A 15366-nucleotide genomic window follows, 5' to 3' on the forward strand; every position below is an offset into this window, starting at 1 on the left:
GGCAAGGCACGACGGCGCGGCCGGGTGCACCTGCCCGTACCGCACGGCCCCCTGCCCGCAGTAGAAAGGGCACATGACCACCGACGAGCACGCGCCGACGACCGAGGACATGCTGCGCGCCAACGCCCGGAACTGGGACGCCCGCACCCCCGTGCACGTCGCCAGCGACTTCTACGGCCTGGACGGGGCCCGCTCCCCGGACGGCTGGTTCGCGCCCTTCGAGTGGGACGACCTCGGCGACCTGCACGGCCGGGACGTGCTGCACCTGCAGTGCCACCTGGGCGTGGAGACCCAGGCGTTCGCCGGCCGCGGGGCCGCGAGCACCGTCGGGCTGGACTTCTCCGGGGCGTCCGTGACGGAGGCGCGCCGGCTGGCCGCGGAGGCGGGGCGGGAGGCGGAGTTCGTCCGGGCCGACGTCCACCGGGCCGTCGAGGCCCTCGGCGGGCGGCGGTTCGACGTGGTCTACACGGGCAAGGGCGCCCTGTGCTACCTGCCCGACCTGCACCGGTGGGCGGAGGTGGTCCGGGACCTGCTGCGGCCGGGCGGGATGCTGTACGTGGTGGAGTTCCACCCGCTCCTCAACGCCCTGGGCCCGGTGCCCGTCCCCGGCGAGCACGAACTGCTGCTGCGCCACGACTACCTGGAGGGCCGGGGCCCGGTTCGCCGCGACTCCTCGCACACCTACACCGACGGCCCGCCCCTGCAGGGGGACACGGTCAGCTACGAGTGGCGGCACGGCGTCGGCGAGGTCGTCGGTGCCGCGACCGCCGCGGGCCTGGCGGTGGACGTGCTGCGGGAGACGGACCTGCTGCCGTGGCGGCGCTTCGCCGCCATGGAGCCCGCGGGTGGCGGCTGGTGGCGGCTGCCGGACGCCGCGCCGAGGATCCCGCTGCTGTACGCGCTCCGTGCGGTGCGGCACGGCTGATGCGGTTCCTCCCTTGCGGGAGGTCCCGGGGCCAGGGCGTGTCCGGCGGATCTTTGCACCCCGAAGGGGCGCGGGGAGCTGCGCGATCAGCCGCCGACGGCCTGCAGTCGACGCACTGCCCCAGGGGTCCGGGGCGAAGGCGGCGAAGCCCCCTGGGGGCACCCCCAGCGGTAGCTGGGGGACTCGACTGCGGGCGCATCCTGGCTGGTCGCGCAGTTCCCCGCGCCCCTTCGGGGCGCTAGGGCCTGGCCAGCAGCAGTTCGGTGTTGTGGTCGGCCGCGGCGCCGAGCTTCTTCGCCGGGGTGGCGTACGGGTCGTTGAAGGACAGCTCCCGGTACAGCGCGGCGAGGCCCGCGTCGGAGGTGTCGCCGAAGTCGGTCGCGTAGGGGGCGGCCGACTCCACCAGCGTGGTGAACAGCGACAGCGTGCCGTCGCCGTTGTCGGCGATCTCGATGATGCGGGCGTGCTGCGGGAAGTCGACGTGGGACGCGGTGTTGATCTCCCAGAAGGCGCGCTCGGGCGTCGCGTGGCCGTGGGCGAGGATCCGGTTCTCGTGGGTGTGGCCGTTGACCCAGGCGACGACGTTCGGGTAGCGCTGCAGCAGGGCCACCACCTCGTTCCCGTCGTGCCGCTTCTCGAAGGGGTGGTGCGGGTCGGGCAGCAGGTTGCCCATGGAGCCGCTGGTGTGGTGGCTGAAGAGCACGACCAGCTGGTCGGACTGCCCGCCCCGCACGACGCGGCCGTCGGTGTCGTACCAGCGGCTGCTGTGGGACTGCAGGACGGACTCCAGCCACCTCAGCTGCGCGGTCCCGAGCGAACCGTCCGCCCAGCCGGCCGGGTTGGTGGTGTCCAGGCTGATGCCCAGGACGCCGTCGGATATCGGGAAGGTGTAGTACAGCTGCTTGCTGTCGACCGCGGAGTCGGTGAATCCGTGGCCCACCGGACCGGGTCCGGTGCGGGCGGGGTCGAGGTGGGCCTTGGCGAACTCGGCCGGGGTGAAGGGGGCGCGCCGCGGGTCGGGGGTGACGTGCCGCACCGGACCGCCGCTCTTGAGCAGCTTGGCCAGATGGAGGACGGCCGCGGCGGGGTCGTTGCGCAGGGCGTCGGCCAGCTTGGCCGCCTCGGTGTCGTCGATCCCCTCCAGCTTGCGGTCGCCGGTGTAGAGCGAGTGCAGCAGGCCGAGGTCGGGCAGGGTGCCCTCGATGCTGTCGTCGTGGTTGCCGATGGTGCTGTACCACGGGGTGCGCAGGCCGGGCGCCTTGAAGGACCGTGCCGCCGCGGAGAGGAAGCCGGGTATCTCCGGGAAGCCCTTGGCCTTGTACCCGTCCTGGAAGGACGCCTCGGGGTTCCAGTAGAGCGCGCTGCCGGAGTTCTGCACGCCCTCGTAGCGGCGGGGGTCGCCGCTGTTCGGGGTGATCTCGCCGCCGCTCATCACCGTGAGGTACCAGTCGAGTTCGAGCCGCTCGTGGTTGTCGGTGTTGTCGCCGGTCGCCATCACGAGGGAGAACGGGCTCCCCGTGAACGGGCCGCCGGGCAGCGCGTTGACCCGCTCGACGAGGGAGGAGGCCCCGCGCACGGTGAGCGCCTCCTGGGGCCGGTGCGCGCTGTCCAGGTAGCGGGCCAGGTACTCGAAGCGCACCGGGGACTCGGTGTCCGCCAGGTGGAGGTCGGTGAACTGCACGAAGGACGCCAGCGCGGTGCGCCGCCCGTCGCGCGCCGGGGCCGCCTGGGCGAGCTCGGTGCGCACCACCAGCGGCCAGCCCGGCCCGGCCTGGAGGCGCTTGTACGGGCCGCTGCCCGTCGCCGTGGCGGCCTGTTCGAGGGTGGTGCCCGTGGTGCGGACGGCGCGGGCGGCGGTGGCGGCCACGGCACGGTCGAGGGCGGCCGCAGACGCGAACCGGCTGCTGCCCAGCGAAAGGGCCGTGGCGGCCGCCGCAGCCGCGGTACCGGTGAGGAAGTGGCGTCTGCTGTATGCGGGCATGCCGCGTCTCCTGACGATCGGTCAGCAACGTGGCGTGCCGCAACGACGAAGGTCCGGCACGCACTTACTGGTGCGTTATGGTCGCCGGACAGCTTGCTGAGCGGTGCTGGACGTTCCGTGAACGATTCGCGAAGGAACGGTGAGATGATCGTTGAGCGATGGTGACGCGGAGTATGAACGCCCCGAAGCGCCCGGCTTGTCGGGACTCTCGTCAGGACTGCGGCACCGGCCCGACGACGCCCAGGGACGACTCGACCAGGCTCCCCAGGTACAGCACGCCGTCGTGCTCGCACACGCTGGTGACGAAGCGGTAGCCGTCCGCCGGGCGCTGGAGGTCGTGCACCACGCGCCCGTCGGCGTCCAGGGCCATGACCCACGCCGTGGGTCGGGGCCCCGGGAACAGGGCGGTCGGCAGCTTCCACAGGGCGCGACGCAGGCCGGGAGGGGTGCGGTGCAGCAGGTCGAGCAGCGGCTCCCGCGGACCGGTCATGGCCACCCAGATCAGACCGCCGGGCCCGGTGGAGATGTTGTCCGGAAACCCCGGAAGCTCGGCGAACAGCTCGCGCCGCCCCGCCTTCGGGCCCGTCAGCCACAGCCGCGTCAGCCGGTAGGCACCGGTCTCGGCGACCACGACGAACGAACCGTCGAGGGCCAGCGCCACGCCGTTCGCGAACTGCAGCCCGTCGAGCACCACATCGGCGGTGCCCGTACCGGGCTCGTACCGGATCAGCCGCCCGCTGCCCGTGTGCTCCAGCAGATCACCCATCCAGTGCTCCAGAGGCAGTCGGCTGGCGTCGCTGACGTACAGGGTGCCGTCCGGAGCCGCCACGACATTGCTGCACACCGTGAGCGGCCGCCCGGCCGCCTCGCGCAGCAGCGTCTCGGTGCGCCCCGAGGCGGGGTCCGTGCGCAGCAGCCCCCGCTCCGCGTCGCACACCAGCAACCGCCCGTCGGGCAACGGACACAGACCGAGCGGCCGCCCGCCGGTGTCGGTGACCGTGGCCACCCGCCCGCTGATCGGGTCCACGCTCAGCACCCGCCCGTCCTCCACCCCGGTCAGCACCCGGCCCGCGGCGTCGACCCGCACGTCCTCCGGCGCCTTCCCGCCCAGCGGCAGCCGGCGCACACGCGGCAGCGGCGGACGGCTGACCTTGACGAGCGACCGCGGGGGCCGGCCCGGCGGCTGCCAGACGACCGGGCGCAGGGCGGGCTTCTGCGGGAGCATGAGCGGGCCTTCCGTGGGCCGTGCGGGGGTGGACGAGGCGAACATACCTGCACCGCGGTCCCACGGCTTCCGGTTCGCGGCCGACGGCGCGTCAAGGAGCCGCAAGGACTCGGTGGCAGCGGCGCCGCGGGGCCGCTTCCGCCACGTGGCAACGGCCATCAGGCGAACAACTGCCGCAGCTTGAGGACGAGTTCGTACACTCCGTACGCGAACGGGGCGCCCACCCACAGCCAGGCGAACACCAGCAGCACCTTGCGGGAGGCCGTCACGGGGCCACCCCCTCGTCCTCCAGGGCAGCGGGCCGTCCGCCGTCGTCGGGCGGTTCGTGGTGGCGCGGGTGGACCGGGCGGACGCACTCGTTGGCGGCGAAGCCCACGGCCAGCAGCCCGATCATGACGGCGAACGACGGGGTGTAGAGGGCGGGCCCGGTGCGGCCCGCGGACTTGCCCGCGTCGGCAATGGCGTTGACGATGAGCGGGCCGAGGATCCCGGCAGTGGACCAGGCGGTGAGCAGCCGCCCGTGGATCGCGCCGACCTGGTGCGTGCCGAAGAGGTCCTTGAGATAGGCGGGGACGGTGGCGAAGCCGCCGCCGTAGAAGGAGAGGACGACGGCGGTGCAGGCGATGAACAGGAGCTTGGAGGAGCCGCCGGACAGGGCGAGGAGCAGGTACATCAGGGCTCCTGCGCCCAGGTAGAGGCGGTAGGCGTTCTTGCGGCCGGTCAGGTCGGAGGCGGAGGACCAGGCGATCCGGCCCAGCATGTTGGCGAGCGAGAGCAGACTGACGAAGCCCGCGGCAGCGGCGGTGCCGACCGGTGCGGAGGACGCGGCGAAGAAGTCCGTGATCATCGGTGCGGCCTTCTCGAGGATGCCGATGCCCGCGGTCACGTTCGTGCACAGCACGACCCACAGGCACCAGAACTGCGGGGTGCGCAGGGCGTTGCGGGCCGACACCCGCGCGGTGGTGACCAGGGGGCGCGGCGCGGCCGCGGCCCTCGGCGGCTGCCAGGTGCCGGGCGGGGTGCGGACCAGCAGGACACCGAGGGTCATGAAGACGGCGTAGGTGAGGCCCATGACGAGGAAGGTCCGCGCGATCCCCGGCGCGTCCGCGCCGAACGCCGACAGCAGCGCGGCCGACCAGGGGGAGGCGATGAGGGCGCCGCCGCCGAAGCCCATGATGGCGATGCCGGTGGCCATGCCGGGGCGGTCGGGGAACCACCGGATGAGCGTCGAGACCGGCGAGATGTAGCCGATGCCCAGCCCGATGCCGCCGAGGAGGCCGTAGCCGGCCACGACGAGCGCGTACTGGCGCGTGGCCGCACCGAGGGCGGCGACCAGGAAACCGGACGAGAAACAGACGGTCGCGACGAGCATCGACCGGCGCGGGCCGTGCCGTTCGACGAGCGTCCCGCCGAAGGCGGCGGAGAGGCCGAGCATCACGATCGCCACCTGGAACGGCAGCGCGGAGGCGGTGCCGGAGAGCCCGAGCGAGGACTCCAGCGGCGGTTTGAAGACGCTCCAGGCGTAGACCTGGCCGATGGCGAGATGGACGGACAGCGCGGCGGGCGGCACGAGCCAGCGGCTCCACCCCGGCGGCGCGACGATGTGGGAGCGGGCGAGCACGGTCGGACGGTACTGCGGCCGGTCACGGCTGGAAAGAGCGCCCAGCCGTCGGCCGAACGGCCGGCTGTCGGTCGCAGCGCTAGATCTCCCCGTTCCACGCGGCCTTCAGCCGCTGCCACAGTCCCGGCCGACGACCGGAGGGGCTGCGGTCGAAGTCCCCGGAGTCGTCCTGTGTCGGGACGGGTGCGGGTGACGCGGTGTCGCCCTACATGTCCTGTACTGGCTGGGAGCGGTCGGTGTCGCCGTGATCCGTCATACGAGGACGGTAGGGGATACGGGAGGTGGTACCGGGCGCTCTTGGCGTTCGGTAGTGCGACGGCGCCGGGGTCGGTACGCTGACCGTGTGTCTGCTTAGGTGCAGTGCAGACATTGTGCCCGTGGTGTGCATTACAGCCAGGGGCATGAAACAGGGCCCTCGCTCGGCCGGTATCCGAGCGAGTATCCAAGCGGATCAGTGACCCGCGCGTCCGCCCTCAGGCTTTCGCAGGGCGGGCAAGGTCAACAGGTTCCTCCGAAGACGCCATGGTTGTCAGAACAGGGAGGAGCCGGACTCCTGTGGAACAGAGCGCGGAAAGTCGAATCGCCGCCAGGGCGAGGTGATTCGGCGTCCGCCGTCTCCAAAGGTGAGGCGTATCCATAGGAGTCAATCGGAATCAACTGCCTTATGTTTCCTGCTAGGTTGGTATCCGTGGCGGGGGAAGTGAAGACAGGGGATCCGGGACGTGCCCGGTACACCTACCGACTTCGTGTCTCGAATGGCGCCCGTACTGCTCTGGAGACGGAGTGGGCGCGCTGCAGGTGGGTGTGGAACGAGTGCGTGGCCAAGTCCAAGGCCGTGCACCAACAGAGCAAGGCGACCGGCGAGAAGCCGACGTGCGGCCCTGCCTGGCTTGACAAGATGTTGACCACGGCCCGAAGTGTGACGCCGTGGCTGGCTGAAGGCGCCTCGGTGCCACAGCAACAGGTCATCCGCGACTTCGCCAAGGCGCGGACGAAAGCGCTGAAGGACATCAAGGACGGGCTTCCCATGCATCGGCGGGCCGGGATGCCCCGCTGGAAGCGCAAGCGCGATGCCCGGCCAAGTCTGAACTACACCCGACGAGGTTTCCGCCTGAAAGACGGCCGACTGCACCTCGCGGGCGGGATCGTGCTGACGGTGGTGTGGTCGCGTGAGCTGCCCGCCGAGCCGTCCTCGGCGCGTGTGTACCGGGACAGTCTCGGCCACTGGTACGCGAGCTTTGTCGTCCCTGCTCAGATCGAACCCCTGCCCGCAATTGGACGTGCGATCGGTGTGGATTGGGGCGTCCGGGAGACGGCGACAACTGCATCCGGTGCGCACGATCTTCCGCACGCCGAGTACGGGAAGAAGGCCGCGAAGCGTCTTGCGCACTACCAGCGGCAGATGGCTCGGCGTCGTGCCCCGAAGGGCAAGGCTCAGACGCGGGGTTACCGCAAAGCCAGGGAACAGGCAGCCAAGCTGTACAAGAAGGTGGCCCGGCAGCGTCAGGACACCGCCCGCAAGTGGGCGAAGTCTGTGATGCGCGACCACGACGCCGTTGCTGTGGAGGACTTCCGGCCGAAGTTCCTCGCCAGGACCACCATGGCCCGCAAGGCCGCGGATGCCGCCATCTCGGCCACCAAGGCGGCTCTGGTCGAGATGGGCCGCAAGCATGCGCGGGACGTGCGGCTGGTGCACCCCGCGCACACCACGATGGACTGTGCAAGGTGCGGAGCGAGAACCAAGCACGCACTTCCTCTCTCGCAGAGAACGTATGCCTGCACCGTGTGCGGAGCCGTGTCCCCCAGGGACAAGAACTCCGCCCGCGTGATGCTGGTCCGGGCTGGTCTGACCCCGGACGGCGCTGAGGGCGTAAGACCACCTGAGCCGTGAATCCTCACGGAACCACGGAAGCCGGCATCCCCCGGCTTCAGCCGGGGGGAGCAGTCAATTCCGCAGAATCCACCTCGTCCGTGGCGCGTGGACCTCAACTTGCCTCACGCCGCATCGATCCGTGGGAACACCGAGTCGTCCAGCACGATGCCGATGCCCACGGCGACCGGAATGGCGATGAGCGCCCCGACGATGCCGAGCAGGCCGCCGCCGACCACCACGGCGACGACCGTGACGATGGGGTGCACGTTGACGGCGTAGCGCATCGCCTTCGGCATGATCAGGTAGTCCTCGGCGAGCCGGAAGCCGGTGTAGAAGCACGCCGTGCCGACGGCGATCGGGAAGGACACCGAGAGGGCGACGAGGCTGACGACGATGCCGCCGATAGTCGATCCGATGACGGGGATCATGTCCATCAGCGCGACGAAGATGCCGAGCGCCGCCGCGTACGGCACGTCGAACCCGATGCACCAGAAGAACGTGGCGAGTCCGGCGATGGCCGAGGTGACGACGTTGCCGAGCATGTACCGCCCGACGCGCAGCAGGATCTCCTCGGTGAGCTGTGTCGCCCCGGCGCGGCGGCTGAGCGGGACGAACCGGTAGGCGAACTGCTTCAGTTGCTCCATGCCGACCATGAAGTAGACGGTCAGCACGACGACCAGTGCGGTGCCGGTGACGGCGTTGATGACGACGTGGCCGGCGCCCAGGAGCCCGCCGACGACGGCCTTGCCCAGGTCGGAGCCGAACTGGCGGCGGGCCTTGGAGACGAGGTGGTAGCGGTCCTCCAGGCGGCCGAGGAAGGAGTGGTGGTCGTGCAGCTGGTCGAGCCACGTCGGGAGGGTGTGGACGAGCGAGGCGACCTCGTCGGAGACCGGGGGGATGACCAGGGCGAGGAACCCGGCCAGGATCGCCAGCAGGCCGATGACGACCAGGGTCACCGCCCACCCCCGGCCCATCCGGCGCCGGGCCAGCCCGGCCACCAGCGGCTCCAGGCTGATCGCCACGAACAGGGCCAGCAGCAGGAGCGTGAGGATGCCGCTGATCCGCAGCACGGTCTGCACGGCCAGGTAGGCCAGCGTCAGACCCAGTCCGGCGCTGAAGCCGGCCGCGCACCACGAGGACACCGGCCGCACCCGCAGCCCGCGTTCCGCACGGGGCTCCCGGGGGCGGCCGGCTCCGCCGGCGCCTTCCGGACCGTTGCTTGCCGGCATGCCGTCCTCTTCGATCACCGACCCATCGGACAGGCCCTACGTACCCTGCCGACGGTGCGGTGCATCGCTCGCCCGGCAAGACCACCTGCTGGGACGAGTGCCGGGGCCGGTCAGGGCGCGGGCGGCGGCTGCTTGAGCTTGGCCCAGACGGTCTCCAGCGCCTGGATGTCGCCGTCGTCGAGGCGGTCGTCGAACACCTCGGCCAGGGCCTCCCGGCGCGTGGTGTCCGCCGCGGCGAAGGTCTGCCGGCCGGAGTCGGTGAGGGCGATCCGCACGGACCGGGCGTCGGTGGGGGAGGGGACGCGGGCGACCAGGCCGCGCGCCTGCAGGGCGTCCACGACGCGGGAGACCTGGCTGCGGCTGAGCAGGGTCTTGGCGCCGAGGTCGGACGCGGCGACGGGCTCGCTCTGGCCGCGCAGCCACAACATGACCTCGAACCAGGACAGCGGGAGGTCGTGGGCCCGCATCAGCGCCTGGTCGACCCGGGCGCTCAGCGTCGTGCCGGCCCACACCAGGCCGTAGAACGCGTGGTCGCGGGCGGTCAGTTCTCCCAGGGTGATGTCGGTGCGCGCCATGGGGGCAGTCTACGGGGTTGCGTGTGTGTGCACGCAATATTAGTGTGTGCACACACATTCCCAGGCTCGCAGGAGAGACCCATGACCACCACCGCCAAGACCGTCCTGATCACCGGCACCTCCTCGGGGATCGGACTGGCCACCGCCGTGGCCGCCGCCCGCGCCGGATGGACCGTCGTCGCCACCATGCGCGACACCGCCAAGGCCGGGGCGCTGCGCGCGGCCGCCGCCGACGCCGGAGCGGGGGACCGCATCCACGTCGAGCGCCTCGATGTCACCGACCCCGCCTCGGTCGCCGCCTGCGTGGAGGCGGCTGTCGCCGCGCACGGCCGCCTGGACGCGGTCGTCAACAACGCCGGCGCCGGGCAGCTCGGCACGATCGAGCAGAGCACCGTCGACGCGGTACGGGCCGCGATGGAGGTCAACTTCTTCGGCGTCGTCGAGGTCACCCGGGCCGCCATGCCGCACCTGCGCGCCTCCGGCGGCCGGGTCGTCACCGTGACGAGCGTCGGCGGCGTCGTCGGACAGCCCTTCAACGAGGCCTACTGCGCGGCCAAGTTCGCCGCCGAGGGCTTCATGGAGTCGCTGGCCCCGGTGGCCGCCACCGTCGGTGTCGGCGTCTCGGTGGTCGAACCGGGCGCGGTGGCCAGCGAGTTCGTGGCGAACGTGGACCTGGACGTGCCCGCGATGCTGGACGCGGCAGGCCCGTACGCCCCCGCCCTGCAGGCCTACATCGACCGCACCGTGAAGGCCTTCGGCGCCGCACAGACCCCGGACGAGGCGGCCGTCGCCGTCATGGACGTCCTCACCGCGGAGCGGCCGCCCTTCCGGGTGCAGACCTCCGACTGGGCCCGCGAGTTCGTCGGCATCAAGCTCTCCGACCCCGACGGCTCCGCGGTGCAGGCCCTCACTGCGGACTGGACGTCCTGACCGGCTGTGCTTCCGGACTCTCGGGGACGAGCCGGGCGATCCCCGTGGCCTTGTTCATCAGGTACTCCAGCGGGCCCCGCTCGAAGTAACGCAGCCAGATGACGGCCAGCAGCATGAACGCCGCGACGAAGCCGAGCAGCACCGGCAGCGGGGAGCCGGGCACGTCCCCGATGCCCAGGGCCCAGATGGCGGCGATGTGCAGGACGTAGGCCGTCAGCGAGATCCTGCCGACCGCGACGACGGGCCAGACCGCCCGCCGGAAGCGCGGCAGGGCGTCGGCCGCCGCGATGCAGGCCGCGAGCACCACGATCGCGACCCCGGCGTTGCCGAGGATGGACGGGGTGGTCTCGCTGTGCGGTGCGGCCACCAGCAGCCAGGCGGGGGTGTCGCCCGTCGGGTCGCCCACCGCGTCCGACCACCAGGCCGACATCACCGGCCCGTCGCCCACCGCCCCGACGGCGGCCGAGATGCTGCGGAACAGGTTCAGCGCCAGCCAGGAGCCGCCGTAGCCGAGCAGCGCCAGCGCACCGCCCGCGACGGCCAGCCGCCCGAGCACCGCGCGCGAGCCCAGGTCGAGCCGGGCGACCGCCATGCCGGCCAGTACGAACGGCATCCATGTCAGCACCGGATAGCTGCCGGTGAAGAACAGGTCGACGAGCCCGTCCGTGCCGCTGATCCGGGCCAGCGGATCGTGCGCGGCGACCCGCTCGGCCCAGGTGCCGGTGCTGATGGAGTCCTGCACCAGGTACAGCGCCTGCGGCAGCACCAGCGTCGCGCCGGCCGCCAGCCACGCCAGGGTGCGCGCCCGCAGCCGGTACAGCGGCAGGGCGAGGGCGAAGTACAGCCCGTAGTAGGCGAGGATCACCTCGACCTGCGTACCCGTCATGGTCAGCGCCGTGCCGAGCACGAGCAGCACGGCGGAGCGGATCAGGATCCGGGCGACGGCGACCTGCCCGTCACGGCCGGTCTTCGGCACCCGCCGGCCGGTCATCAGCACGAGCGAGAACCCGGCCAGCACGGCGAACAGCGCGGACGCCCGGCCGTGCGACAGCTCCATCAGGAATCCGGTGATCCCCCCGGTGGACGGGTCCGGGCCGACGTGGGCGGCGAACATCCCGAAGACCGCCAGTCCCCGGGCCAGATCCACGCCGACCAGCCGTCCCGCCCCCGTGCGGCGACCCGCACCGTTCCCCGCGCGGGCAGGGGAAGGAGCCGGGAGGGCTGCCGTTGATATGTTCTGTGACATCTCTCCAGGGTCGGTGACCGAGGTTACCGTCGGCAGGGTCTTGCGTTTAATTTGCCTCACACTTATGGGCGTCAGGCCGCATGCTGCGAGGCGGCCGCCTCCGGTCGCAGGTCCGCGAGCGCCAGCCGGTGCCGGGGCTCCTCGGGCAGCACCACACGGCGGGTGACCTCCTGGCCGGGGCCCGCGTACAGCAGTTCGCCGGGCTGCATCGGCCGCCAGTGCGGGCTGTCGTCCATGCGCTCGCTGGCGACCACGACCGCGGGGGAGTGGGCCAGGTCCTGCGAATGCACCCGCAGCCGGCCCGCGGTGCCGCTGTGGTCCAGGTGCCGGCGGCCGTGATGGCCCCCCGCGGGGCGCTCCAGCACGTACAGCTCGTGGGTGTCCGGATACCGCAGCGCCCACAGCCCGTCCGCCGTGGCGAGGACCAGGTTGAGGGCGTAGACGGGCAGGTGCCCGGAAGCCCACCGGGCCGCGTGCTCGATCCCGGCCGCGACGTCCCCGCCGCGGGCCCGGATCTCCCGGGTCACCAGAGCGAAGAACCGCTCGGAGTCGGTGTCGCCCAGCACCCGGGCCCGGTCCGCGCCGAGTTCGGCGTCCAGTGCGTCCAGCCCCTCGATCACCCCGTTGTGCGCGAACAGCCGTCCGTCCTGCACGAACGGATGCGTGTTGCGCTCCTGCAGACCGCCGGTGGAGGCGAAGCGGATGTGCGCGACGAACGCCGTCGACTCCACCTGCCGCGCCTCCTGGGCGAACTCCCGGTCCTGCCAGGCGGCCAGCGGCGCCTTGCGGACCACCGGGCTCCCGTCGGCCGCGAAGTGGCCGAGCCCCGTGCCGTCGGGCTCGTGCCGGCTCTGGACGCTGAGGCTGTCGGGCGCGTCCAGCAGCCAGAACGTGGCGCGCACGCGCCGGGGAGCGCTGCTCAGGCCGAACAGACGGCACATCGGGGGCTCCTCACTCGTGGGGTCCCGGGGCCCGCGGGCACTTGGTCTCGGCGCCGTGCGCGAAGGCGCCCGCGTCGTCCTCTCCACGGTAGGGCCTGTCCTGGCCGGCGAGCCGGGGCAGGACCCGGCGCAGGTCGTCCAGCAGCAGATCGGCGAGATCATGACTGAAGCCGTTGCGGACGACGATGCGCAAGACGGCCAGATCGGTACGGTTCTGCGGAAAGGTGTAGGCCGGTACCAGCCAGCCCCGCTCCCGCAGGGCGGCGGAGACGTCGTAGACGGTGAACGCCTCGGTGCCCTCGCGCACCCGGAAGGCGAACACCGGCGTCTGGCTGCCGTCGGTGATCAGCTCGAAGGCGCCGAGCTTGGAGATCTCCGTCGCCAGGCGCACCGCGACGTCCCGACACGTCTGCTGGACCCGCCGGTAGCCCTCGTGGCCGAGCCGCAGGAAGTTGTAGTACTGGGCGACCACCTGGGCGCCGGGGCGGGAGAAGTTCAGGGCGAAGGTCGGCATGTCCCCGCCCAGGTAGTTGACGTGGAAGACCAGGTCGTCCGGCAGCGCGTCCTTGTCCCGCCACAGCGCCCAGCCGACTCCGGGCATCACCAGCCCGTACTTGTGCCCGGAAGTGTTGACCGAGGCCACGCGCGGCAGCCGGAAGTCCCAGCACAGTCCGGGGTCGAGGAACGGGGCGATCATCGCCCCCGAGGCGCCGTCGACGTGCACCGGCACGTCGATGCCGGTGCGCGCCTGCAGGTCGTCCAGCGCGGCGGCGATGTCGGCAACCGGCTCATAACTGCCGTCGAAGGTGGAACCGAGCACCGTGACCACGCCGATGGTGTTCTCGTCGCAGAGCGCGACGGCGGTCGGTGCGTCGAGGCGGTAGCGGTCGCCCTCCATCGGCACGTACCGGGGCTCGACCTCGAAGTAGTCGGCGAACTTCTCCCAGCAGACCTGGACGTTGATGCCCATCACCAGGTTCGGCCGGTCGGCCGGGGCGCCCTCGGCGCGGCGCCGGTGCTGCCAGCGGCGCTTGAGCGCCAGGCCCGCGAGCATCGCCGCCTCGCTCGAACCGGTCGTCGAGCAGCCGACCGCGCGGTGCGGGTCCGGGGCGTTCCACAGCCGGGCCAGCATGTGCACGCAGCGGGTCTCCAGCTCCGCCGTCTGCGGGTACTCGTCCTTGTCGATCATGTTCTTCTCGGCGCACTCGGCCATCAGCCGCAGCGCCTGCGGCTCGGCCCACGTGGAGACGAACGTCGCCAGGTTCAGCCGGGCGTTGCCGTCCAGCATCAGCTCGTCGCGCACGATCTGGTACGCGGTGTCCGGCCCCATCTCCCCGCGCGGCAGGGCGTGCCGGGGCACGTGGACCGGCTCCCGGGTGAAGACCGGATTGATCTCCACGTCGCGGGCGGCACGGCGGTGGTGGCGGGGATGCTTCAGGGCCATCGTCGACGTCCTCTCCCAGGGAATCAGGCGCCCCTGCCGCCTACCCCGCAGCGGCGGCGTTCACCGCGCCGGGGAGGGTCGCCTTGCGGCATCGCGACACCCAGCCTGTACCTACGGGAGCTCCCCGGGCTCCCGTTGCACCGGGTTCCGGGCCTGTGGGCACCGGAGAGGGAAACGGCGGGTACGTCCCGCTCGTTGGGAATTCCGTGCGAAAGTTCCCGCTGAAAACGGCGGCATCCGCCCTGCTCGCCCTGCTCTGCGCGTTCGCCCCGCCCGCCGCCCCCGCGCCGGTCGCGGAGCCGCCCGCGCTGTCGCACGTCCGGCCCGACACCGCGCTGGACGAGGCGTTCCGCGGATACGCCGCCCGGAGCGCCGCGCCCGCCCACTGGACGGGCGGCGACAGCACCTACTCCGTGCCGACGGCCGCCGGTGAACTCTGGCTCTTCTCCGACACGTTCCTCGGCACCGTGCACCCCGACGGCTCGCGGACCCCGACGCCCTTCGTCCACAACACCTTTGTGCTCTGGAACCGCTCCGGCCCCCACACGGTCGCCGGGCACGACCGGGACGGCGGCCCCACGTCCCTCGTCGCGCCCCCGTCCGGCTGGTACTGGGCCCGGGCCGGCACCACGGACGGCCCCGGCACGGTGGAGGTCGTCTACGCACGCTACGAGCTCACCGGCGCGGGCCCGTTGGACATCGCCTGGCGCGGCAACGCACTGGCCCGGTTCCGCACCGGCCGGCTCGACCGGCCGGTGTCGGTCACCCCCCTGCCCTCGTCCGCCCGCATCGCCTGGGGCGCCTGGCTGTCCCGGCAGGACGGGCACACCTACGTCTACGGCACCGAACGGGCGCCCTCCGGCGGCAACTTCCTGCACCTGGCCCGCGTCACCGGCACCGACCTGCGCCGGCCCTGGCAGTACCGGACGGCCCGCGGCACCTGGTCCGCCCGCGAAGCGGACGCGGCCCGGCTGACCGGGCCCGGCGGTGCAGCCCTGCTCACCTCCGACGAGCTCAGCGTCGTCCGGCACGGCCCCTGGTACGCCCTGCTCACGCAGCGGGCGGACCAGCCGTTCAGCGCGGAGCTCCAAGTGGCCTGGTCCCGCACGCCGTTCGGCCCGTTCGGCCGCGCGCGGACGGTGTACAGGGCGCCGGAAGCGGGACCGTACGGCACTTACCGCAACGCGAACGTCATCGCCTACAACCCGCACGAGCACCCCGAGCTGGAACGCCGCGGGGAGCTCGTCGTCTCGTACAACGTCAACAGCCTCGACCCGCAGGACGTCGTCCGCCGCGCGGACCTCTACCGGCCGCGCTTCCTGCGCATCACGCTCACACCCTCCGGACACCGGCAGAGTGCTTGACCGCCTCCCGCG

The 15366-nt window shown here is 72.1% G+C and carries 13 protein-coding genes; 4 read left to right on the top strand and 9 right to left on the bottom strand.

Annotated elements, in window-relative coordinates; all coding sequences use genetic code 11:
• The first annotated feature begins 73 nt into the window (after positions 1-73).
• Positions 74-925: a class I SAM-dependent methyltransferase gene (locus tag ACMATS_RS35465; protein WP_414170311.1), complete on the top strand. Its 852-nt coding sequence runs from the start codon at positions 74-76 to the stop codon at positions 923-925.
• A gap of 238 nt (positions 926-1163) precedes the next feature.
• Here ACMATS_RS35465 and ACMATS_RS35470 read toward each other — a convergent pair whose 3' ends face one another.
• The 4 genes from ACMATS_RS35470 to ACMATS_RS35485 form a co-directional block, all read right to left on the bottom strand.
• Entirely contained in the window at positions 1164-2906 is a 1743-nt protein-coding gene (locus tag ACMATS_RS35470; RefSeq protein ID WP_414170312.1) for a TIGR03767 family metallophosphoesterase, read from the bottom strand.
• Positions 2907-3117: 211 nt separating this feature from the next.
• Positions 3118-4131 (bottom strand): SMP-30/gluconolactonase/LRE family protein, encoded by a 1014-nt coding sequence (locus ACMATS_RS35475; RefSeq protein ID WP_414170313.1) that lies wholly within the window; start codon positions 4129-4131, stop codon positions 3118-3120.
• A 158-nt stretch (positions 4132-4289) separates the two neighbouring features.
• Positions 4290-4400, bottom strand: a complete 111-nt coding sequence (locus tag ACMATS_RS35480) for an MFS transporter small subunit (RefSeq protein ID WP_414170314.1) — start codon at positions 4398-4400, stop codon at positions 4290-4292.
• Positions 4397-5752: an OFA family MFS transporter gene (locus tag ACMATS_RS35485; RefSeq protein WP_414170315.1), complete on the bottom strand. Its 1356-nt coding sequence runs from the start codon at positions 5750-5752 to the stop codon at positions 4397-4399. Before ACMATS_RS35485 ends, ACMATS_RS35480 begins: the two co-directional genes overlap by 4 nt.
• A 664-nt stretch (positions 5753-6416) precedes the next feature.
• Between ACMATS_RS35485 and ACMATS_RS35490 the strand changes: the two genes are divergently transcribed.
• Positions 6417-7643, top strand: a complete 1227-nt coding sequence (locus ACMATS_RS35490; protein WP_414170316.1) for an RNA-guided endonuclease InsQ/TnpB family protein — start codon at positions 6417-6419, stop codon at positions 7641-7643.
• Positions 7644-7747: 104 nt separating this feature from the next.
• Here the strand turns inward: ACMATS_RS35490 and ACMATS_RS35495 are convergent, their stop codons facing one another.
• Both ACMATS_RS35495 and ACMATS_RS35500 read right to left on the bottom strand, forming a co-directional pair.
• Entirely contained in the window at positions 7748-8854 is a 1107-nt protein-coding gene (locus ACMATS_RS35495; RefSeq protein WP_390775264.1) for an AI-2E family transporter, read from the bottom strand.
• 110 nt (positions 8855-8964) lie between these two features.
• Positions 8965-9429, bottom strand: a complete 465-nt coding sequence (locus tag ACMATS_RS35500) for a MarR family winged helix-turn-helix transcriptional regulator (protein ID WP_390775263.1) — start codon at positions 9427-9429, stop codon at positions 8965-8967.
• Between the two features lie 81 nt (positions 9430-9510).
• Between ACMATS_RS35500 and ACMATS_RS35505 the strand changes: the two genes are divergently transcribed.
• On the top strand, positions 9511-10359 hold the full coding sequence (locus ACMATS_RS35505; protein WP_414170317.1) for an SDR family NAD(P)-dependent oxidoreductase: 849 nt from the start codon (positions 9511-9513) through the stop codon (positions 10357-10359).
• Here the strand turns inward: ACMATS_RS35505 and ACMATS_RS35510 are convergent.
• From ACMATS_RS35510 to ACMATS_RS35520, 3 genes are all read right to left on the bottom strand, one after another.
• Positions 10337-11605 (bottom strand): DUF418 domain-containing protein, encoded by a 1269-nt coding sequence (locus ACMATS_RS35510; RefSeq protein WP_414170318.1) that lies wholly within the window; start codon positions 11603-11605, stop codon positions 10337-10339. The two genes, ACMATS_RS35505 and ACMATS_RS35510, sit on opposite strands and share 23 nt — an antisense overlap.
• A gap of 71 nt (positions 11606-11676) precedes the next feature.
• The gene (locus ACMATS_RS35515) at positions 11677-12546 is read right to left on the bottom strand and encodes a class II glutamine amidotransferase (protein WP_414170319.1); all 870 of its coding nucleotides are present in this window, start codon (positions 12544-12546) and stop codon (positions 11677-11679) included.
• Between the two features lie 10 nt (positions 12547-12556).
• A complete protein-coding gene (locus ACMATS_RS35520) occupies positions 12557-13990 on the bottom strand; it encodes a glutamate decarboxylase (protein WP_391157062.1) in 1434 nt (477 codons plus the stop codon).
• A gap of 206 nt (positions 13991-14196) precedes the next feature.
• Between ACMATS_RS35520 and ACMATS_RS35525 the strand changes: the two genes are divergently transcribed.
• Positions 14197-15354, top strand: coding sequence for a DUF5005 domain-containing protein (locus ACMATS_RS35525; RefSeq protein ID WP_414170320.1), 1158 nt, complete (start codon positions 14197-14199; stop codon positions 15352-15354).
• Positions 15355-15366 lie beyond the last annotated feature (12 nt).

The organism is Streptoverticillium reticulum, from assembly GCF_047456005.1.
Classification (GTDB): Bacteria; Actinomycetota; Actinomycetes; order Streptomycetales; family Streptomycetaceae; genus Streptomyces; species Streptomyces reticulum.

Bases quoted from the DNA above. Each gene is read 5' to 3' on its own strand.
- ACMATS_RS35495 (WP_390775264.1), bottom strand. From the start codon at position 8,854: ATGCCGGCAAGCAACGGTCCGGAAGGCGCCGGCGGAGCCGGCCGCCCC.
- ACMATS_RS35515 (WP_414170319.1), bottom strand. From the start codon at position 12,546: ATGTGCCGTCTGTTCGGCCTGAGCAGCGCTCCCCGGCGCGTGCGCGCC.
- ACMATS_RS35510 (WP_414170318.1), bottom strand. From the start codon at position 11,605: ATGTCACAGAACATATCAACGGCAGCCCTCCCGGCTCCTTCCCCTGCC.
- ACMATS_RS35475 (WP_414170313.1), bottom strand. From the start codon at position 4,131: ATGCTCCCGCAGAAGCCCGCCCTGCGCCCGGTCGTCTGGCAGCCGCCG.
- ACMATS_RS35470 (WP_414170312.1), bottom strand. From the start codon at position 2,906: ATGCCCGCATACAGCAGACGCCACTTCCTCACCGGTACCGCGGCTGCG.
- ACMATS_RS35490 (WP_414170316.1), top strand. From the start codon at position 6,417: ATGTTTCCTGCTAGGTTGGTATCCGTGGCGGGGGAAGTGAAGACAGGG.
- ACMATS_RS35500 (WP_390775263.1), bottom strand. From the start codon at position 9,429: ATGGCGCGCACCGACATCACCCTGGGAGAACTGACCGCCCGCGACCAC.
- ACMATS_RS35465 (WP_414170311.1), top strand. From the start codon at position 74: ATGACCACCGACGAGCACGCGCCGACGACCGAGGACATGCTGCGCGCC.
- ACMATS_RS35520 (WP_391157062.1), bottom strand. From the start codon at position 13,990: ATGGCCCTGAAGCATCCCCGCCACCACCGCCGTGCCGCCCGCGACGTG.
- ACMATS_RS35505 (WP_414170317.1), top strand. From the start codon at position 9,511: ATGACCACCACCGCCAAGACCGTCCTGATCACCGGCACCTCCTCGGGG.